The organism is Maricaulis sp. (genome assembly GCF_034670125.1).
In the GTDB taxonomy this organism is placed as follows: Bacteria; Pseudomonadota; Alphaproteobacteria; order Caulobacterales; family Maricaulaceae; genus Maricaulis.
In genome coordinates, this window is record NZ_JAXMOC010000010.1 from 67,985 (window position 1) to 87,933 (window position 19,949).

Annotated in this window: 19 protein-coding genes and 1 tRNA gene; 10 read left to right on the forward strand and 10 right to left on the reverse strand. The window is 63.5% G+C overall.

The annotated features are described in order from the left end of the window. The 3 genes from phhA to VOI18_RS14350 all read right to left on the reverse strand — a co-directional run bounded on the left by phhA (position 1) and on the right by VOI18_RS14350 (position 4,538). A complete protein-coding gene (phhA, locus tag VOI18_RS14340) occupies positions 1-882 on the reverse strand; it encodes a phenylalanine 4-monooxygenase (protein ID WP_323763104.1) in 882 nt (293 codons plus the stop codon). A gap of 164 nt (positions 883-1,046) precedes the next feature. Beyond that, complete coding sequence (locus VOI18_RS14345; RefSeq protein ID WP_323763105.1) at positions 1,047-2,252, reverse strand: beta/gamma crystallin-related protein; 1,206 nt, start codon at positions 2,250-2,252, stop codon at positions 1,047-1,049. A gap of 156 nt (positions 2,253-2,408) precedes the next feature. Beyond that, on the reverse strand, positions 2,409-4,538 hold the full coding sequence (locus VOI18_RS14350) for an AsmA family protein (protein ID WP_323763106.1): 2,130 nt from the start codon (positions 4,536-4,538) through the stop codon (positions 2,409-2,411). 129 nt (positions 4,539-4,667) lie between these two features. Between VOI18_RS14350 and VOI18_RS14355 the strand changes: the two genes are divergently transcribed. Then, a complete protein-coding gene (locus tag VOI18_RS14355; RefSeq protein ID WP_323763107.1) occupies positions 4,668-5,471 on the forward strand; it encodes a M48 family metallopeptidase in 804 nt (267 codons plus the stop codon). Positions 5,472-5,612: 141 nt separating this feature from the next. Further along, positions 5,613-5,689 (forward strand) — tRNA-His (locus VOI18_RS14360). Between the two features lie 77 nt (positions 5,690-5,766). Here the strand turns inward: VOI18_RS14360 and VOI18_RS14365 are convergent. Further along, complete coding sequence (locus tag VOI18_RS14365) at positions 5,767-6,267, reverse strand: DUF6491 family protein (protein ID WP_323763108.1); 501 nt, start codon at positions 6,265-6,267, stop codon at positions 5,767-5,769. Positions 6,268-6,458: 191 nt separating this feature from the next. Here VOI18_RS14365 and VOI18_RS14370 point away from each other — a divergent pair, with 191 nt between their 5' ends. Both VOI18_RS14370 and VOI18_RS14375 read left to right on the forward strand, forming a co-directional pair. Next, positions 6,459-7,334: a hypothetical protein gene (locus VOI18_RS14370; protein ID WP_323763109.1), complete on the forward strand. Its 876-nt coding sequence runs from the start codon at positions 6,459-6,461 to the stop codon at positions 7,332-7,334. Between the two features lie 84 nt (positions 7,335-7,418). Continuing rightward, positions 7,419-8,555 carry a DUF2336 domain-containing protein gene (locus VOI18_RS14375; protein ID WP_323763110.1) on the forward strand — a complete coding sequence of 379 codons (1,137 nt, stop codon included), beginning with the start codon at positions 7,419-7,421 and terminating at the stop codon, positions 8,553-8,555. A gap of 106 nt (positions 8,556-8,661) precedes the next feature. Here the strand turns inward: VOI18_RS14375 and VOI18_RS14380 are convergent, their stop codons facing one another. From VOI18_RS14380 to VOI18_RS14395, 4 genes are all read right to left on the reverse strand, one after another. Beyond that, the gene (locus VOI18_RS14380) at positions 8,662-9,159 is read right to left on the reverse strand and encodes an Hpt domain-containing protein (protein ID WP_323763111.1); all 498 of its coding nucleotides are present in this window, start codon (positions 9,157-9,159) and stop codon (positions 8,662-8,664) included. Between the two features lie 10 nt (positions 9,160-9,169). Further along, positions 9,170-9,628 carry a response regulator gene (locus VOI18_RS14385; protein ID WP_323763112.1) on the reverse strand — a complete coding sequence of 153 codons (459 nt, stop codon included), beginning with the start codon at positions 9,626-9,628 and terminating at the stop codon, positions 9,170-9,172. A gap of 74 nt (positions 9,629-9,702) precedes the next feature. After that, positions 9,703-10,485 (reverse strand): NAD kinase, encoded by a 783-nt coding sequence (locus tag VOI18_RS14390; protein ID WP_323763123.1) that lies wholly within the window; start codon positions 10,483-10,485, stop codon positions 9,703-9,705. Between the two features lie 22 nt (positions 10,486-10,507). Continuing rightward, positions 10,508-11,566, reverse strand: a complete 1,059-nt coding sequence (locus VOI18_RS14395) for a DUF2336 domain-containing protein (RefSeq protein WP_323763113.1) — start codon at positions 11,564-11,566, stop codon at positions 10,508-10,510. A 106-nt stretch (positions 11,567-11,672) separates the two neighbouring features. Between VOI18_RS14395 and egtB the strand changes: the two genes are divergently transcribed. The 3 genes from egtB to VOI18_RS14410 all read left to right on the forward strand — a co-directional run bounded on the left by egtB (position 11,673) and on the right by VOI18_RS14410 (position 14,559). Beyond that, positions 11,673-12,944 (forward strand): ergothioneine biosynthesis protein EgtB, encoded by a 1,272-nt coding sequence (gene egtB, locus VOI18_RS14400; protein WP_323763114.1) that lies wholly within the window; start codon positions 11,673-11,675, stop codon positions 12,942-12,944. Between the two features lie 68 nt (positions 12,945-13,012). Next, on the forward strand, positions 13,013-13,780 hold the full coding sequence (locus tag VOI18_RS14405) for a class II aldolase/adducin family protein (RefSeq protein WP_323763115.1): 768 nt from the start codon (positions 13,013-13,015) through the stop codon (positions 13,778-13,780). Continuing rightward, positions 13,726-14,559, forward strand: coding sequence for a hypothetical protein (locus VOI18_RS14410; protein WP_323763116.1), 834 nt, complete (start codon positions 13,726-13,728; stop codon positions 14,557-14,559). The genes VOI18_RS14405 and VOI18_RS14410 overlap by 55 nt, the downstream gene beginning before the upstream one ends. A gap of 3 nt (positions 14,560-14,562) precedes the next feature. Here the strand turns inward: VOI18_RS14410 and VOI18_RS14415 are convergent, their stop codons facing one another. Beyond that, complete coding sequence (locus VOI18_RS14415) at positions 14,563-15,105, reverse strand: cytochrome c family protein (RefSeq protein ID WP_323763117.1); 543 nt, start codon at positions 15,103-15,105, stop codon at positions 14,563-14,565. A gap of 194 nt (positions 15,106-15,299) precedes the next feature. Here VOI18_RS14415 and VOI18_RS14420 point away from each other — a divergent pair, with 194 nt between their 5' ends. The 3 genes from VOI18_RS14420 to VOI18_RS15070 all read left to right on the forward strand — a co-directional run bounded on the left by VOI18_RS14420 (position 15,300) and on the right by VOI18_RS15070 (position 19,410). After that, complete coding sequence (locus VOI18_RS14420) at positions 15,300-16,142, forward strand: sulfotransferase family protein (RefSeq protein ID WP_323763118.1); 843 nt, start codon at positions 15,300-15,302, stop codon at positions 16,140-16,142. A gap of 4 nt (positions 16,143-16,146) precedes the next feature. Next, positions 16,147-17,577 (forward strand): sulfotransferase family protein, encoded by a 1,431-nt coding sequence (locus VOI18_RS14425; RefSeq protein ID WP_323763119.1) that lies wholly within the window; start codon positions 16,147-16,149, stop codon positions 17,575-17,577. A 1,032-nt stretch (positions 17,578-18,609) separates the two neighbouring features. After that, positions 18,610-19,410, forward strand: coding sequence for an ATP-binding cassette domain-containing protein (locus VOI18_RS15070; protein WP_416374893.1), 801 nt, complete (start codon positions 18,610-18,612; stop codon positions 19,408-19,410). Between the two features lie 355 nt (positions 19,411-19,765). Here VOI18_RS15070 and VOI18_RS14435 read toward each other — a convergent pair. Then, positions 19,766-19,949 (reverse strand): hypothetical protein (locus VOI18_RS14435; RefSeq protein WP_323763121.1); only part of this gene is annotated, 184 nt, incomplete at its 5' end.

Sequence of the window (19,949 nt, forward strand, 5' to 3'; positions counted from 1 at the left end):
TCAGACCGGCTCGGCCTTTCCGATCAATCCACCCTGACGGGCATAATCCTGCGAGCCACGCGCGTACACCCTGTCGCCTTCGACCAGATCGCTTGGCTTGTACTCTGGACGCCCGGGCAGGCTCTCGTAAATGGGGGCAAAGTCGGCATAAGTCGCCTCCATCAGCTCGTCATAGCTGTCGATCACAAAATAGCTTTGCTGGAAATCGTCATAGCGATAGTCGGTCTGCATGATGCGTTCGAGATCGAAATGGAGCCGGTTGGGAGACTTCGCTTCCAGGCTGAAGATCGATTCCGCGCGTGACGAGACAATGCCGGCGCCATAGATCCGGCGACCTTCCGGCGTGTTGATCAGACCAAATTCCACCGTGTACCAGTACAGGCGGGCCATGTGTTTGATGGCGTCAAACTCCAGCGACCGCAGTCCGCCTTTGCCGTAAGCCTGCATGTAGTCGGCGAACACCGGCTGGGTCAGCAGCGGAACATGGCCGAACACATCATGGAAGATGTCCGGCTCGGGCAGATAGTCCAGCTTTTCGCCATCGCGAATGAAACGGCCTGAAACGAAGCGTCGATTGGCCAGGTGTTCGTAGAAATCCTTTTCCGGGATCAGGCCCGGCACGGTTATGACGGTCCAGCCCGTCAGCTTTTCCAGCTTCTCGTTGACCCGCCGGAAATCCGGGATGCCGCCATCATTGAGATTCAGCATGTCGAGTCCGGCGAAGTGTTCCGGGGCGGCCCGCCCTTTCAACACGCCCATCTGTCGTTCATAGAGCGTCCGCCAGATCGCATGCTCTTCCGCGGTATAGCGATCCCATTTCTGGTCGATGGTAAAGTCGGCTGCCGGTTCCTGTTCGGCAACAACGGGATCATTCACAGGCATGTTGAAACTCCGGTCGTGCGAGGGAATTTTTAGTTACATCTGAAACTAATATACGCCAAGTCGGGCCCCGACCCAACACCATCAATCCCGGGTATCGAAACGTCACGCATGAAAAACGCCGCTCCCGGGACAGGAGCGGCGCTTTCATGCGGATCAGGTATGGCTCACTCGGTGCACAGCACGTCGACAAGCGCCGCGCACTGTCCGGAGGTACAGGCCTGGTCGTGGCCGATGAACCAGGTCCGGGCCCGGCTATAGCTGTCCACGGCATAGTGGGACGCCCGGCGCATGCCGACGGCCTGGCACATCTCGTCCGCCGCATACTGGTCGCAGCGATTGCCGTAGCCACCAAGGCAGCGGTCGACCGCATACCCGTTGATCTCGGGGCGTGCGAAGAACAGGCTGCTGACGCCGCGGGTACCACCACGGATGTCGGCCCGCGGTCCACCCGGTCCGGGATAGCCGCCGCCCGGGCCGCCCCAGCTGTCGTCGACACGACGCAAGGAGGTGATGCGGTTGCGCAGTCCCAGGCGGGACAGGTCTGTGACGTCGCCCTGAACGCGCTGGCAGCTGTCTGTGAAGCCTTCATCGTCACAGACGATCCAGGTCTCGCCGCGCGCGACTGTCAGGCTTTCGGCGCGATCGTTGAAGCCCATGCGGGTGAGGTTGCTGATGTCACCCTCAACGACGACTCGCTGGCCGCGAAAGCCGGTTCCGTCATACAGGAACACACCGGAGCGCGGAACATTGCCGCCACCACGGCCGGGCCGGCTTGGCCGACCGGCATAGTCAGGCTCAGCCGAGCTGATCCGCGCGCCCATGCCTCCACCGATATTGGCCAGGTCACCGGAAATTTCCATGCAGGAGCCTTCGAAATTGGCATCCTCGCAGGCGATCCAGGTGCCGCGGCCGAAATGCCGGACCGAGCGGGCCTGATCGTTGAAATTGATTTGCTGGAAATTGCTGACACTGGAGTCGATGGTGACCGAACGGCCGGAATAGTTGGGACCGGAATAAAAGGTGAGCGACGGTCCACGGCCACCGGGGCGACCCGGACGGCCGGCGGCGACCGGGCGCAAGGAAGTGAGCTGGTCATTCATCCGGCCCATACTGGCCTGGTCGGTCGTGTGCAGCTCGCAGGTGCCGTTATAGTCGTCGTGTTGGCACAGTTCCCATTCGCCGGAGACGATCCGGAAAGAGGACGCCCGGTCATTGAACCGGATCGAATCAAGATTTCGCACATCTCCGTTCACGCGGACTTCCCGGCCGCGAAAGCCGGTGTCCTCGTAGAGAATGATCGATTGTGCGGCAGCCTGTCCGGCCAGCCCTGAAAGCAGCAGGCCGATCGCGGCCTGTCCCAAGCGTCTCATGTTCATCTCCGTCTCCCTCGAGTGTGTTGGCAGGATATGACCGGACTGTCTCACACCGGTGGTGAACCCTGTCCGCACGGCGGTGTCATCCTGCGTTCATTCTGGTCGTCATGATGGCGGTCATCATGGCCGATATCATGGCCACCATCCGGTCGGTCACTGCGGATCGTCGGTTGGGGGATTGTCCTGGTCCGGATTGCGGTTGCGGCGCTGGTTGAGCAGGCCGCGCAGGAGTTGCTCGGCCGGGTCGGGGCGGGTCTCGGTAGCCTCGCCATCGGCCGGCTCGCCTGTATCCTCGTCATCGCTGTCGTCGCTGAGGCCGATCGCGTTGAGCAGACCGTCGCGCAGGGCGTCACGCGGGCTGGTCGCACCGTCGCTGCCGAGGGCATTGTTGAGAGCGCCCTGCAGCAGGGCCTCTCCGACCGCCTCGGTATCGACCCCGACTGAGACATTGTTGAACCCGCCGCGCATCCGGATGGGGACGGCGATGCCGCGCAGATCGCGATTGCCACCCTGTCCTTCGATCGAGGCAACCGCCCGCGGTCGCAGCCGATAGTCCAGTGATTGGGCCGGCAGGTTCACCGACCCGGCGCCCTCGATGCGAAGAAGCGGCGACAGCATCAGCAGGTCGCGCTGGGCGACCTGGCCGTCGATAATGCTGAAGCTGCCGTTCAGCGATGAGAAGTCGGTGGTCTGTCGCTCGCCGGTGCTGGCGGCCGTTTCGTCTTCGCTGTCTGTTTCGCCGCCCGACCCGCCGGACACAAGACGGCTGACATTACGGATCGTCTCCGCGACATTGATGCCGACAATGGCACCATCGGCGAAACTGAAATTACCCGATCCATCCAGCGAATTCATGATGGCGGCCTGCGAGTTGCCGGCCGCGGCAAGCTCCAGGGTCAGGTCACCGGTGCCAAGCAGCTTGTCGAACCCGGCCGCCGCTTCCAGGAAGGGGCCGGCATCGAGTCCATCCAGGTTCGCGGCGAGCGAGAAGCTCGGCCGTTGACCGCGATTGTTGGCGACGATGGTGGCGCTGCCCTGACCCTCGTAGAGGCCCACATTCTCCAGGATCACCTCAAGCCGGCTGTTGTTCAGCCGGGCCCGCAAGCGCGCATCGGTGATCTCGATCGCCTGGAACTGCAACTGCCCGACTGTCAGCCGGAGGTCGGCGTCGACAATCCCGAGACCTGCCAGATCGATCGGTGCCTCGCTCCACGGTGGGATACCGCCTGACGATGCCGGCCGCGGGGCTTCCGAAACAGCCGGGAGATAGGGGTTCACATCGAGCTCGGCCAGCTCGAGCCCACCGGTCAAACGCGGTCGGGCACCGGTCAGGTTGACGGTCAGGTCCGCCACGCCGCTGATGGCATCCAGACTCAGCGTCCGCGCCTGGAGCGCAAGCTCGCCCGGCGCGCCGCTCAGCGTGCCAACCGCACGGAAGCGCTCCAGATGGTCGCCGGCCGGAAGCGGCGAGCCGGCAAAGGCGGCCAGCGCCCGCAGCGAGGGAATGTTGGCATCCAGCGCGCCCGTATAGGCCACAGCCTCGCCAGCCAGGATGCGACCATCAAAGCTCAGCGTGGCCAGGTTGCCGCCAAGCCCGAAGGTGACCGGGGTCTCGCGTCCCTCGAAAAAGTCACGGATGGAGCCGATCTCTGCGGCGAAGGCCAGGCTCTCGCCGTCGGCATTGAGGGCGCCGTTGAGACGGGTGGGCACATCGAGCGAGGGCAGGGCGACATTGAGGTCGAGACCGGTGATCGAGCGGGTCTGGCCGGCATCGGAGAAATAAAGGGCCCCGTTTTCAATCCGGACATCACCGAAGCTGGCCTCAATCGGCAGGGCGCCGTCACCCCGCACAAAGCCGCCGCTGGATGCCGGGGCCGGCGCCGCCGTGCCGGCGTCTGGCGCCGTGAAAGTCCAGTTATTGCCGCGCCGGTTCTGGACCAGGCGGATGGTCGGCTCGACCATCACGAATTCGGTGATCTCGACCCGGCGGCTCAAGAGCGGAATCAGGCGCACACCGACCCGCATTTCGCGCATTTCGGCGAACGCCTCTTCGCCAAACCCGTCGGCATTGGCAATCGACACCTCGCTGGCGCGGATCTGCAATTGCGGGAGGATCTGCAGGGACAGCTCACCACCGAGCGTGACCTCGCGATTGAGTGCGTCACGGGCTGCGGCTTCGACCGGCTCCCGGTAGGTCGAGGGCGGTATCACCGACGGCAGGATGACGGCGGCGGCGATGAGCAGGACGATTATCAGCCCGAGGGCGAGACCGAGGCGTTTCATGGGGAGTAAGCTCCGAAATGGCTGACAAAACACGCTGGACGACGCGTTTGTCGCTTTCTTGGCGAGACGCGAAAATCACTGTGCGCTAGGTTAACGTTGATTGCGACATCACCAAAGGGGGGAAATGTCATGTCCAGCAAACCACCAACCGACCTGGTCCGTCGCCGCGAGATGATCATGGGCCTTGCCGCCGGCAGTGTCCTGCCGTTCGTCGCCGGTTGTGCCGACAATGCCGCGCTGGGACGCAGCCAGCTGATGCTGGTGACCGACAGCCAGCTGGCCCAGCTGTCGTCGCAGGCCTGGCAGGACAGCCTGCAGCGCGAACGCGTCTTGCGCGACCCGTCCTACCAGCGCCGCCTGCAGCGGGTCGGCGACCGGGTTGTCGCCGCCTCCGGCCAGAGCCATCTGGACTGGGAGTTCGTGGTGTTCGACAGCGAAACCGTCAACGCCTGGGTCCTGCCCAATGGCAAGGTCGGCTTCTACAAGGGCATTCTCGACATCATGGACACCGACGACCACATCGCCACAGTGATGGGGCATGAGGTCGGACATGTCGCCGGTCGCCACTCGGCCGAGCGGGCCAGCCAGCAGATGGCGGCGCAGATGGGGGTCAGTCTGCTGGCCAGTGCGATCGGCTCCTCGGGCGCGGACTATGCCCAGTACAGTGACGATATCGGCGCCGCCCTCGGCATGGGCGTCACCTATGGCGTGATCCTGCCCTATAGCCGCGAACACGAATACGAGGCCGACCGGCTCGGCGTCGATTTCATGGTCGGCTCCGGCTATGATCCGCGCCAGGCGGTGGATTTCTGGGTCGGCATGTCGGCCATGAACGATCACAACTCGGCCGAATTCGCCTCTACACACCCGTCTGACGACAACCGCGTCGCCGCCATGCGCGCCCATATCCAGGCGCGCGGCTACGCGTCCTGATCACCACCGTCAGGGCGGCTGCAACCGCCTCTGCAAAAGCCTTGACGCGGTGCTTGCCAGCGCGGGGCGGGAAGGCTAGTTTCCCGCGCCTCACGACAAGGTCGGCAGCCCCGCTGCCAACCGCAACCCGTGACAAGGTGTGCCGCCTTAGCTCAGTAGGTTAGAGCGCTAGATTGTGGATCTAGAGGTCTCCCGTTCGATCCGGGAAGGCGGTACCATTTTTCCATCCGACCCAGCGCACAAGAAAAAGCCGGCCTCGCAAGGCCGGCTTTTGTGTTTCTGCGGGGATCCGCACTCACCGCATGCTGTTGGCGTCGGCCTGCGCCTCTGCCGCTGCCGCGGCTTCGGCGCGTGCCGCGATCAGCGCGCGGGCTTGGTCATTGCTGTCGACTTCCTCGATCGTATCGAAATAGCAGCGCTCCTGCCCGGTCTGGATATATTCGAAATGCGGATTGTGAATCGTCGAGTGCGAGCGCACGCTGAGGCCGATGCTATGGCCGGAGCGCAGGCCGAAACAGCGTCGTTTCAGGGTCACCAGATAGCGGCGGCTGGCGCCGGCGCGCAGCACCAGGTGCTGACGGTCGAGAACGGCATAGCCGTTGATGCCACGCAGTCGGATCGGGCCATCGGGCGCTGCGAGCCTGTCGGCGTCTGCAGCAGCAGCGGCGCTTGCCGGGGCGCTATCCTGCCACGACAGGGCCGGCGCGGCGGCGGTGATGGCCAGGCCTCCAGCCAGGGCGGTAGCCAGGGCGGTGGCCAGGGCGAGGCGGGGCAGGCGGGTCTGGGCGCGTGTCATGATCGTCTCCTGTGTCGGATCGTCGGGGGCGTCCCTCGCTGACAATATCGGCCTCCCAAGGCGTTCTGGCAAGCCTGCTTCCGGTCACCGTTAACGCCGGGTTAGCCACGTTTCTGCGAGTCTGGGCAGGCGATTCGCGCGCCGGTCATCCTGGGTGCGTGCAACCAGCCCCTCTGCCTACGGAGACACACTTGGTCAGCCCCGTCGATACGCACAGCCAGGACTTCACAATGCGCGCCATCCGTCAGGCAGCGCAGGAAACCGGCACCGATTTCAACTTTCTCGTTGATACGGCCGCGCGCGAGAGCAATTTCGATGTCCGCGCCGAGGCTCGTACGTCCAGCGCTGCCGGCATGTTCCAGTTTATCGAGCAGACCTGGCTGGGCGTGATGGCCCGCCGGGGCGCCGAGCATGGCTATGAAGAGGCGGCCGGCGCGATCAGTCAGGACGCCAATGGACGCTTTGTTGTCTCAGACGCGCGCCAGCGCGACGCCATTCTTGATCTGCGTTTTGACGCGGTCGCCTCGGCGCGCATGGCCGGCGAGCTGGCGGCGGAAAACAATCGCGTGATCGAGGCCCGTATCGGCCGGCCCGCGTCGGGCGGAGAGCTTTATGCGGCGCATTTCCTGGGTGCCGGCGGCGCGGCCGACCTGATTTCCGCAGCCCAGGACACGCCCGACCAGCGGGCTGACACGCTTTTCCCGGCGGCAGCGCGCGCCAACCGGTCGATTTTCTATGAGGATGGACGGGCGCGGACCTCGCGCGAGGTGCTGGCCGTCCTGACCCATGAAGGCAATGGCAGCGCCCGCATCAATTCCCGCCAGCTGGCGTCAGCGGCGACGGTTCAGGCCGTCGGTGAGATGTTGATGCCGGCCGTTGCGTCGGCCGACGGCGACCAGACGTCCGGCACGGCAAGCGGCATGGTGACGACCCCGCCTGCGGTGGCGCAATCAGTGGCGTCGATGCGGAGCAATCTGCGTGTCGGCAACGGTGAACTGTCACCGGCTCTGGTCGAAATCCTGGCTTCATTGGACGCGCCGCGCAGCGGTCGGGTTCGCAACTCGTAAACAGCGAAGAGGGGCAGGCAAGCTTTCATTAAGCATGTCGCGCCTAGATTGGCTCCGATCCACAGCTCTTGAAATGGAACTACCATGAGTGTTGTTGCCCTTAGAAACCGCCTGACAAATGACGATATCCGCCGTCTGGTGAAGGGTGAGAATGACGAGACACGCGCCATGGCGGCCCGCAAGATCTGTCGGCGCATGGATTCAGCGTCGCTGACCGAGGCCGAACGCAAGGCGGCCCAGGACATCCTGAACGTCATTGCCCGCGATGCAACCGAGCTGGTCCGCCGGGCGCTGGCCATCACCCTGCGCCAGTCACCCAATCTGCCGCGAGAGATCGCCCGCAAGCTGGCCATGGATGTCGAGAGCGTTGCGACGCCGGTGCTGGAGTCCTCGCCGGTGCTGACCGATGAAGACCTTATTTCGGTGCTCGAGACGGCCGACACGATCAAGCGATGCGCAATCGCCGGTCGGGCCAGTATCGCGCCAATCGTCGTGCACGAAATCCTCGACAGTCATGACGAAGCCGCCGTGTCCATCGCCGCGTCCAATGACGGGGCAGAGTTTGACGATGCCGCCTATCAGCGCGCCTTCACCGAGTTCTGCGAAAGCAGCGGCGTGATGGATGCTTTCGTGGCCCGCTCGCATCTGCCCCTGAGCGTCACCGAGCGCCTCATTGCCCATGTCAGCGACGTCGCCCTGAACCGGCTGGTCAAGTCCCACGCCTTGCCGCCCCAGCTGGCGGTCGAGCTGTCGGAAGGCGCGCGCGAGCGTGCGACCCTTGATCTCGTTGACCAGGCCGGGCTGGCTCATGACCCCAAGCATTTCGTCCAGCAATTGCGGCTCAACAGCCGCCTGACGCCGTCCTTGATCCTGCGCGCTCTGCTGCGCGGACATATTGCGTTTGTCGAGCACGCTTTCGCCGAGCTGGCGGGGGTGACGCATTCGCGGGCCTGGCTGTTGGTCCATGATTCCGGGCCGCTGGGCCTGCGCGCCGTTTATGACCGAACCGGCATGCCATCGCGGCTCTATCCGGCCGTGCGGGCGGCGCTGGATGTCTATCATGGCATGGAAGTGCCGCAGGACGAGGCCGGGCGGGCGCAGTTCCGTCGTATCCTGGCGGAACGCGCCATCACCCGCTTCCAGGGTATCCCCGATGAAGACCTGGATTATGTGCTGAGCCGGTTCGACGATGATGCGGCGCCGCAGAAGATCGCCAGCTGATCCGGTTGTTCCGGATCAAGGTCGCCATCAAACAAGAAAGGCCGGTGCAGCTGCACCGGCCCTTCTTGTTGGCATCATCGGGTGACCCGCAGGGTCGCGCGTGGCGTCAGTCGTCCTTCCACGGCTCGGCGAAGGCGGCGGTCTGGGTTTCCAGTTCCGAAGCCAGTGCCGCCGCGACGGGGTCATTGTCGTCGCGGATGTTCTGCGACAGCGCAGCCCGGATGGCGCCGACATGGGCAAGGGCGAGACTGGTCTGCGCCTTTTCCCGCTTCTCCGGCATGTCGATCATCTTGGTCAGCGACTTGGCCAGCCGGGTGATGATCGGGAATTCATAGGTCGTTCCCAGGCCGCGCAGGTCGTGGGCGCGAATGAATAATTCCTCGCCCTCATTACCCTTGAGGCCCTTGTCGCGGACAATCTTCGCCGCCGCTTCCAGTTTCTCGACTTCTTCCTCCAGCCACTGGCCAAAGTCCGAGCGCAGGTCCTTGAGGGCTTCCTCGGCCTTCTGGATCATGTGCAGGTCACCCTGGCTGATCGGGCCACCCACCTTGATCTGCAGCATGTTCGGGGCGGAGATGACCTCCACATCCTTGTTATTGGCCATGGGACGTCCTCTAGCTGGCAGTCGCGATCGGGGCGGTGTCTGCCCCGGCTCGGATATGGGTTCTGGCGCCAAGCGTCTCGCGCAAAGTCCGGGCGAGGCTGGTCGCGGTAAAGGGTTTGGTCAGGAAGGCATCAACACCGGTCTGCCGGGCCTGCTGCATGCGGGCATCGGCGGAATAGGCCGACAGCATGATGACCGGCAGGCGCGGTGGCAGGCCGGAGGTCCGGTCCCGCAGCGTCCGGACGAGGTCAATACCGTCGCGCGGTTTCATTTTCCAGTCGGTGATCACCAGATCGACCGGCTTGACCCGGAGCAGGTCCAGGGCCCGCTCGACGGAGTCAGCCTCAACCACGCGATCACAACCAAAGGCCTGCAGCGACACGCGCAACGCCCCGCGCAGGGCAGCGCTGTCGTCCACCAGCAAGATGGTCATGCGGGATAATGCCTGGTCCAGCGTGTCGTTGCTCATGACGGGGTCGGGTCCGCTCGAATTTACCGTGTGGCCACGCTAGCGCAGCTTGCTTAACGCCAGCCTAAATCCCGTCAGTTTTCGAACTGTTCGACAAGGATGCGCTCGGCGAGGTCCCGGCCGGGGTCGAACAGCATGGTCAGTGTGACATCGTGGGCCTCGACGACATCAACACGGGCAACTTCGCGGAACTCCTTGTTGTCGGCGACCGCCGAAACCGGGCGCAGCGAGGGCTCGACGATTTCGAAACCGACACGGACATTGCGCGGTAGCAGGGCGCCGCGCCACCGCCGCGGCCGGAAGGCACTGATCGGCGTGAGCGCGAGAACCGTGGAGTCGAGTGGCAGGATCGGCCCGTGTGCTGACAGGTTATAGGCTGTCGACCCGGCCGGCGTGGCGACCAGCACACCGTCGGATTGCAGCTCGGTCATACGGCTCTTGCCATCGATGGTGATCTTGATCTTGGCGGTCTGCCGCGTCTCGCGCAGCAATGACACCTCATTGATCGCCAGGGCTTCGAACGGGTTGCAGTGGATGTCCTCGCCGGTTGCGCGCAGCGGATGGATCCGGGCCCGTTCAGCGAGGGCGAGGCGCTCCATCAACCCGTCTTCGCGAAACTCGTTCATCAGGAATCCGACCGAGCCGAAATTCATCCCGTAGACGCAAGCGCCGGTCTTGATCGACCGGTGCAGGGCGTCAAGCATCAGCCCGTCGCCGCCCAGCGCGACGATGATCTCTGCCTTCGAGACGGGAACATGTCCGTACAGGTTTTCGAGGCGCGACTTGGCAGCCTTCGCCTCCGGGCGGGGGCTGGCTAGGAAGGCAACGGAAGCGTTGATGGGCGAGCTCTCAAGAATACCTGACGGAACAGGTTCTTATTCAAGCCCTCGAGCCCATTTGACGCAAGACCTTCGCCGCTTTTTCCGGACCATACATGCGGAAGACATTTGCAGCCGCAGCCATTGCGTCGCCTTCCAGTGCCTGATGGATTCGGCCCGAACGCTGAAGTGTCTTGTGAATGATCGGGTAGGCGGTGCGGTCCAGCTGGGCGGCCTGGCACGCCATGGCGGCAGCCCGCACGCCGCTCATGGCGAGGGCGACGCGCCATTGTGACGCCTTGATGTCGCAGAGTGCTGCGATGGCGTGGTCGAAGACAGCTTCCTTGCCGGCCTTCAGGGAGTCCATCGCGAACCGGCCCGAGAGCTTGCCGGCATCACGCGCGTCCTGCACTTCGCGGGCGGCCGCCTTGTCCACGTCTTCCGGCGTGGCGCCGAGGGCCGCCTGGACGGCCAGGGTCTCGACCTTTGCCTTGTCGAGACCGAAGCGGCGATAGAGCTCTTCGCGCCAGTTTTCCGGCATCATGATGCACAGCTGGGTCGCATAATCGGTCGACAGGTCGTGACGCCGTGCCAGCGCCTCGCGCAGCTTGGGGTGCTCGCGGGCGACGTGGAGGCAGACTTCCAGGGTGTTTTCGGAAATCTCGGCGGTGTCATTATTGGCCAATGCGCGCAGGACGATCGGCTCTCCAGGCTTGGCAAGCTGGTCGGTCACGGGCAGGCACAGATTGGCCCGCATGGCGAGATGTCGACGATGTTCGCTGGAGCCGGATTCGGCCAGCTCGATCATGTCTTTCTGGGTAAGCTGCTCGCTTCTCTCGATGATGATTGCCGAGATCTCGATCTGGTCGAACGCGAGATGCTTGATGGCAGAGTGTGGGGCCCATTCGCAGTCCGCCAGCTTTCGGGCCATGGCGATCTTGGTATCCAGGTCCGATTTGCTGGTCAGCGTGATCAACAGGTCGCCGGCGATCGGCTCGGCGTTCGGCGATAGCGGGTGGGCCACACACATCTCGGTAACGCCCAGCGCAAGCTGTTGGCGTTTTTCGGGATCTCGCACAGCTGCGAGGAGGTGAAGTGCCTGGGCGGGATTGTTGGCCATGGATCTTGATTTGCGGTTGATTACATTGACGGTTATCGATGACAGGAACGCCTTGAAAACTTCTTAATCCGGGCAGCTGCAGAGGGGTGATAGGGCGGTGGAAGACATGCAACCAGTGCCGGTTTTGGCACGCTATTCGGGTGTCCGTGATGCAACGCAATTACTGGTAGCCGGGCTCGAAGCCGAGGATATGGTCATCCAGACCATGCCGGATGTCAGTCCGACGAAATGGCACCTGGCACACACCACCTGGTTCTGGGAAACGTTCCTGCTGCGACCCTACTTGCCGGGGTATCGGGAGTTCTCAAGTCAATTCAATTATTTGTTCAACTCATACTACAATCAGATCGGCGCCAGGCACGCCCGTGATGAGCGAGGTTTCCTCAGTCGGCCGACGCTCGATGACGTGCTGGCCTACCGGGTCCATGTTGATGAGGCGATGTCGCGTTTACTTGCGATTGACCATGGCGCGCAAAACACGGCGCTGCGGCAATTGGTCGAACTGGGCCTCGCCCATGAGGAGCAGCATCAGGAGTTGATCCTGACCGATATCAAACACGTGCTGTCGCACCACCCGTTTGCGCCTGCGGCCTTCGCCGGACCCGCCGGCGGGGCGGGCGAGGCGGACGCCGGCCCATGCAACTGGATCGGGTTTGACGGCGGCGTTGTCGAGGTCGGTGCCGATGAAGACCGCTTCCATTTCGACAATGAAGGGCCGCGGCACCAGGCGATCCTGACGCCGTTTGCCCTGGCCGACCGCCTGGTGACCAATCGTGACTATCTGGCGTTCGTCGAGGATGGCGGCTACCGCTCGGCCGGGCTCTGGTTGTCCGACGGCTGGGCGCAGGTTGAGGCGCTCGGCTGGACCTCACCGCTCTACTGGCGCAAGTGCGACGGGCGCTGGGAGGAGTTCACACTGCACGGTCAGCAAGCCCTCGACCCGGACATGCCTGTGATCCACCTCAGCTATTACGAGGCCAGCGCCTTTGCCGAATGGAGCGGGGCACGCCTGCCTGACGAGCGTGAATGGGAACATGGCGCGGCAACACGCCGGTCTGTTGATGGCCGGCTGTGTCGACCCGGGCAGTCCGCCCATCCTGCCGTCACGCCAGCCCACCGGGCGGGCGGGGCCGGCCCGCGGCAGATGTTCGGCGACGCCTGGGAATGGACTCGGTCTGCCTACTCGCCCTATCCGCGCTACCGACCGGCGCCCGGTGCGGTCGGTGAGTACAATGGCAAGTTCATGTGCGGCCAGTTTGTTTTGCGCGGTGGGTCATGTGCCACGGCGCCCGGTCATGTCCGCACCACCTACCGCAATTTCTTCCCACCCGCGACGCGGTGGCAGTTTTCCGGTGTGCGGCTGGCAAAGGATATTTGACGCGGCCGGTGGCAGGCCCGATCCTGCCGGATGTTGGCGATAACGATACAAGCCATGGGGAGAACATCATGGACGATCAAGCGAGTCTTTCGGTCAGGGATCAGGTATCAGCTGAGGAATGGAAGGCGCGATGCGATCTTGCGGCGCTCTACCGCCTGGTGCGCATGCACGGCTGGGACGATCTTTTCTTCACCCATATTTCCATGCGGGTGCCGGGTCCCGACGAGCATTTCCTGCTCAACCCGTTCGGCCTGCTGTACGAGGACGTGACGGCGTCCAACCTGGTGAAGGTTGATCTGGAGGGCAATGTATTGCCGCCGTCACAATTCGGAATCAATCCGGCCGGCTTCGTGATCCATTCGGCGATCCATGCGGCCCGCGAGGATGTCGCTGTTGCGCTCCACCTGCACTCGGATGCCGGCGTTGCCGTGGCGGCGCAAAAGGGCGGATTGCGGCCAATTTCGCAGCTCGCGATGAATGTCTTCAATGATGTGAGTTATCACGACTACGAGGGTATCGCGCTGGAATCGGAGGAGAAAAAGCGTCTGGTTGCGGATCTGGGCGAGAAGAATCTGATGATCCTGCGCAATCATGGGACCCTGTCGGTTGGCGATCACCCGTTTAGCGCGTATATTCGCATCTATCTACTGGAGCGTGCCTGCAAGATTCAGGTCATGGCCCAGGCGGGTGGAGAGTTGATCGAATGGGACGAGAAGATGCAGGACCGCGTCTTCGGGCAATCCGGGGAGATCTCGTCGAACGAGTTCTTCAAGGAGATTGCATGGGCGGCGGTTCTCGATCGCGTCCGCCGCGAAAGCCCCGGCTTCGACGCCTGATCACAACGGCTTGTCTGGCCGGTGCCCAGGGCCTTGGCCTTGCTGCGCCGGCCGAGGCCGGCGCCTGGCCGCAACGTCGTGGTGAAGGGCTTTTGATTGTCACATCGCTCGTTGACCGGGCCGATCATGCCTATGACGGGAACCGGGACAGTGTCGATGATGGTTATTTCCACAAGGATGAGACGTCGGCCTATGTCGAATACGGTTTGAGCAATGTTGACACATTGGTTGCCCGTCTCGCTTGGCAGGACGTGCGGCGGCTGCGCGGCGCCTCCCATGACGAAGCGCAGGGCCTGTCGGCCAGTGAGGTGGGCTGGCGGCGTGTTGTCTGGCGCAGTGATCGCAGCCTTGTTGCAGGTCAGCTGACGGCGCTCATTCCGGGGCAGGGTGAAAACGTCTCCAACCAAGCGTTTGGGTCTGGCGAGATGGCGGCCGAGATCAGGGCCCTGGCCGGACGCAGCTTCGGTGACCGTGTGTTTGTCGAGGGCCAGCTTGCCTGGCGCTGGCGCGATGGCGACGAACTGGACGAGGCGCGCCTCGATCTCACCGCCGGTTGGCGACCGGCTGATCGCTGGCAGGTCATGGCCCAGAGTTTTTCGGTCTGGAGTGCCGAGCGCGACCATCCGGGAGCCCGCAGCTTCGACCAGCACAAACTGCAAGTGTCGGTCAGCCGGCGAATCGGTCGGCAGACCTATCAGCTGGGCGCTTCAATCACGCCAACCGGCCGAAATGCCATCGATCAGCGCGCGGTGTTCCTGGCTGTTTGGCGCCGCTTCTGACGGCTACTCGGTGGCGGTCTGAACGGCGATGTAGGCGATGACATCGCGACGGTCCTCGGGAGCGCGCAAGCCGACAAAACTCATGCGATTGCCGGGTACGAGGGCGCGCGGATTCTCGATCCACGCGTCCAGTGTTGCCAGGTCCCAGGTCAGTCCGGCCTCTTGGAGCTGGGTCGAGTAGCTGAACCGATCGGCATTGGCCGCCGGCGCGCCGATAATGCCATACAGGTTCGGTCCGACGGTGTGGCGACCGCCCTCGGACAAGGTGTGGCAGGACTGGCAACGCCGGAATTGCCGGGCGCCACTGGCCAGGTCCGCGCTGGCATATTCGGCGCCGAGACCGGCGAGGATCGCAGATGGCGCGGTTGCCGCTGTCGCCTCTCCCTCCGCCTGAGGCGACCCTGCTGGCGCGGTGTCGACGGTTTCAGGGGCTGATTCAGGGCTTGATTCAGGGGCCGGTGCCGGGCCGTTGGCGGGCGATGTGGCCTCGCCGCCGCACGAAGCAAGCGCGAATGCCGGCAGGATGGCGAGGAGGGTGCGTGACATCAGAATTCCCCTGTGTTGGTCATGATTTTGCTTATACAACGGCGCGTCTGCATCAACATGCGGCACGTTGCCACCGGATTGCAAAGCCTCGGTGCATTCCGCCCCCTCGGCAGCGCCAGGCCATTTTTCGCTTGTCTCTCGCAGCGCGATCGCCAAGAACTGGGGCGGGGACCCAATAGAGGCATCGGGACAGGATGCATGACCGATCACGGCTGTCGGCCGTCATGATTTGTGGAGCCGGCCATTCCGGCTCGACCTTGCTGGGCATGGTGCTCGGCAGCCATACCGACACATTCTACATGGGTGAGGGGGGCAAGGCGCGGTATCTCGGTGACGAGAAGAAGCCGCTTCGCAAGCGCGTCTGCAAGATTTGCGGCGAGACCTGCCCGGTCTGGGCCGGGTTCGAGTGGGACGGGACCGCACCGCTGTATGCCCAGGTCGCAGACCATGTCGGCACACACGTCATCATCGATTCAACCAAGGATGAGCGCTGGATCACAGCGCGGGCCACCGAGGTTCGTGACGGCGGGGGCCGGCCCATCCTGTTGATGTTGACCCGGGACGGGCGCGCGGTCGTCAATTCGCGATTGCGCAAATATCCCGACCGTGACCCGGCCGACCAGATTCAGGCCTGGGTCGACAAGATGTCGACGGCGCAGGCGCTGTTTGATGCCTTCGAGGGTCCCAAGATGGCGGTCCGTTACGAGGACCTCGCCGAAAACAGTGCCGCGACGATCAAGGCTCTGTGCGCACTGATCGGCATCGACTATCAGCCGGCCATGGCGAATTTTGCGGCAGTCGAGCATCATGTTCTGGGTGGAAATAGCGGCACCCAGTTCATTGCTGCGCGGTCGCGCTTTGACGATCCGGGGGAGGCATTTGTCAGCCTTGGTTCACGTACACGCGACTACTACGAAAATCATTCCGGCAGGATCGAGCTCGATCTGCGCTGGAAATCTGAGTTGAAGCCCGAACATCTCGCCTTGTTCGAGCAGATGGCTGCAGCGGCCAATGCGCCGTTCCGGTGGGGGGACTGAGACGATGGCGAAGGTTGACCTTGTATTCCGTCAGATTGACGAGCGTACGCGTGACGTCGCGCTGGAACTCGCGATCGAGAACATCCAGCCCGATGCGGTACACGTGATCGACGATGTGCGTCCGTTCACCGAGTGCGTCGCGCAGATGCTGCGGATCGAACATGATTGTGACTATGTCGTCTATGTCGACGCCGATTGTCTCATCCTCGACAACATCCGGCCTTTCATCGACACGTGTGACGCGCCCTATGTCGACGCTTATGTGTCAGACCGGTTTCGCGGACGGTTGCATTGCGGCGTGCATATCACCCGGATCGATCTCGTCCGTGCCATGGCGGCGGTCGAGGTCCCCGAGGATGACCTAAAATACGTGCTCCGGCCCGAATCCCGCCTGCGCAACCTGGCCATGAAGCCGATGGGCGCAGCCAAGCAGTTTCGCAATTTCGATATCCTTCACGACCACTTCCAGTCCTTCCACCACATCTTCATGAAGTACGCGCTGCGCGAACTGCGCAGCCGTACCAAGATCCAGCGTCAGCGTCTGACGCGGTCGATGAAGAAATGGGTCACCAATGACGGCGAATTCTGTGACCTGACCATGGCACGCCATGCAGTGGACTATGCCCGCCGCATGGTGCCGGACAGCGCCACGACCGAGGAGGTCCACGCCTTCATCACCGCGCTGCCCGAACACGCCGAAGCCGAATTGGCCAAGCTGGGCATGAGTGGCGACACACCGTTCACCCGTGACGACCTGGCGGACTGGCTCGACGCCAATTCGGACCGGGTCGCCTACGGTACCAAGGCGGACAAGCCAAAAGTGTTCGGGCTGGGCCTGTCACGGACAGGAACACGCTCGCTTACCTCCGGCTTGCAGATGCTGGGTTTTGATTGCAGCCATTATCCGATCGATGAGGACACTTATGTCGAGATCGCCAACGCCCAGTATGACCTGACCCTGCTGCGTTATTATGATGGCCTGACCGACATCACGACGATCCCGATCTACCAGCAACTGGACAAGCAGTATCCGGGGTCGAAATTCATTCTGACCGTGCGTGACAAGGAAAGCTGGCTCGGTTCGGTGTCGCGGCACTACTACAACCGCCCCGCCTTCAAGGATGTCGACGACCCGGATGAGGAGGTTCATCTGCGGATGCGCCAATTCCTCCGGGCCTCGGTCTATGGTTGTTACAATTACTGCCCTGACCGTTTTTCCTGGGTCTATGACCAGCACGTTCGCAATGTGATGGAATTCTTCAAGGACCGGCCGGGTGACCTGTTGGTCATCGATATCTGTTCCGGTGAAGGGTTTGAAAAACTCGCGCCCTTCCTGGATCGCCCGGTTCCGGCCGAAGCCTTCCCGCACAAGGGGGCGGTGCTGTCGCGCCGCATGGCTGAAGAGGCCGCCGCCCGGAAAACGCGGGTCGCCTGACCGCTCATGTCTGACCCTGACCCGGACCCGTCCGACGAGCCGGTCCCGTCCTGGCGGGATCGGGTATCGGCCGCCGTCCGGACGCTGGCGATTATCGCCCGGACGCGGCCCAGCCTGACGCTGGCGATCGCCGGCCTGACGGTCGTGGCGGCCTTGCTGCCGACTGCGGCCCTGTATGTTTCCAAACTTCTCATCGACGGTGTTCTGGCGGCAATGGACAGCGGCCGGGAAACGGATCGAAACGCGGCGTTGTACCTGGTCGGTGTTGAGGCGGGCATCCTGGCCGGGCTCCTGGTCGTGCGGCGTTTGCTGCTGTTCCAGAAGGCACGGCTGCACGCCGAACTCGGTTTTGCCGTGTCGCGCCTGATTCTCGACAAGGCCAACCGTTTTGCGCTGGGCCGGATCGAACTTCCGGAAGTCCAGGAGATGCTGATCCACGCCAAACAGTTCGCGTCCGCCCGGCCCTACGGGCTGGTGGTGCGCGGCTTCGATGTGCTGCAGGCCGGGATCACACTGCTCTCGATCATTGTGCTGCTGGCGACGAGCGCGCCTTGGCTGATCGCGCTCATGGTGCTGGGAGGCCTGCCGACCTTTGTCGGAAACGTTCGCTTTTCCGGTGACTCCTACCGATTTTACACGGCCCGGTCGCCGCAAATGCGCGAACGCAACTATCTCGAAAGCCTGGTGACCAATGAAGCCGCCGCCCGCGAGCGTTTGCATTACGGGCTTGGCATTCCGTTGATGGATCGGTTCACGGCCCTGTTCCACACCATGCATGACGGTGATCGGGCGTTGCAGGGGCGGCAGGCATTGATCGGATCCATGCTGGCGATCGCCGGCTCGGTGGTTTTCCTGGGTGGCAAGCTGTGGATCGTCGCGGTCACCATCGCCGGCCGTTTCAGCCTCGGCCAGATGACGATGCTGATCGGCCTGCTCAAGCAGGGCCAGAATTGCGTCAATGCACTGCTCGGCGCGGTGACGGGCAGTCACGAGGATGTTCTCTATGTGACCCGCCTGTTCGCGCTGTTGGACATGGATGAGGGCGGTCGCCCGGGCGTCGCCGTCAGCGGCCCCTTGCCGGGAGACGGGCTGAGGTTTGACCGGGTCAGCTTCACCTATCCGGGCGGGCCGTCGCCGGCCCTGTCGGATGTCAGCTTTCACCTGTCGCCCGGCACCCGGCTCGGACTGGTCGGCGTGAACGGATCGGGCAAGACGACCCTCGTCAAGCTCGCGGCCGGCCTTTACCGGCCGGACAGAGGCCGGGTCACCCTGGACGGGCTGGACCTGACCGAATGGGACCCGGTCGTCCTGGCCGGTCGAATCGGCGTGATGTTCCAGCCTCACGTGAACTACAAGCTCTCAGTCCGCGACAATGTGGAGGCGGGAGTCGGTTTGCAGGATCTCGCGCCGGGCGCGATGGACCGCGCGCTCGCCGCGGGCCTGGCCGACGGGCTGGTGAAGGACTTGCCGGACGGGGTTGCAACGCGCCTGTCCAAGCGTTTCGCCGAAGGGGTGGAGCTGTCGGGCGGTCAATGGCAGCGGCTGGCCATGGCCCGGGCCCATGCCAATGAAACCGCCGACATCCTGATTCTCGACGAACCGACCGCAGCCCTCGACGCGGAAGCCGAGGCGGCATTCATGGCCCGCCCGCTGGCGCCCGATCGTTCGCTGATCCTGATCAGCCACCGCCTCTCCAACCTGCGAACCGCCGACCAGATCATCCTGCTGGAGCGTGGCCGGATCAGCGAGGCTGGGGATCACGATGCGCTGATGGCGCTGGCGGGAAGCTATGCGACGCTCTTCGACCTGCAGGCCGACCCCTACCGAAGCTGACAAGCCTGTCTGCCAGACCCGGCGACTGTGATCGCTCGCCGGTATCGGGAATCGCCAGGACACTGTACGCCAGACCTTGCAGTCGCCATGCCTGTCGACATCCGCTTGATCCTGCCGGCGATCGTCGGGTGTCAGTGGTCCCGCTTCGCCCTGTCTGCATCTGCGCAGAGCCAGTTATGACTGGTCTTCTGCCCGGTCACTGCATGCCGATGCGAAAACCCGCACATTCACCGATTGACTTCAAAATGCCCGGGCCCTAAACCTCGCCCTCCTCGCAGCGGGGGCCACGCAAAACGCGGCACCGGCGACGGGGGAGGGCGATCACCCTTCAGGACTTTCATAGGCGCTACGATCTTCAGGCGCCGGCGATGATTTCTCCGGAAAACACCGCTGGCCCCGACGCGCTGCAGAAACCCTGAAAAACGTGATTGACTTCAGGTTTGGGGCGGCTTAAACACCGCCCTCCTTGGCCGGGGGCGGCGAGTTGATTGTCCCTCTGGCTGATCGGGTTCATCGGCGCGGTTGTGTTGGTTGGGCCT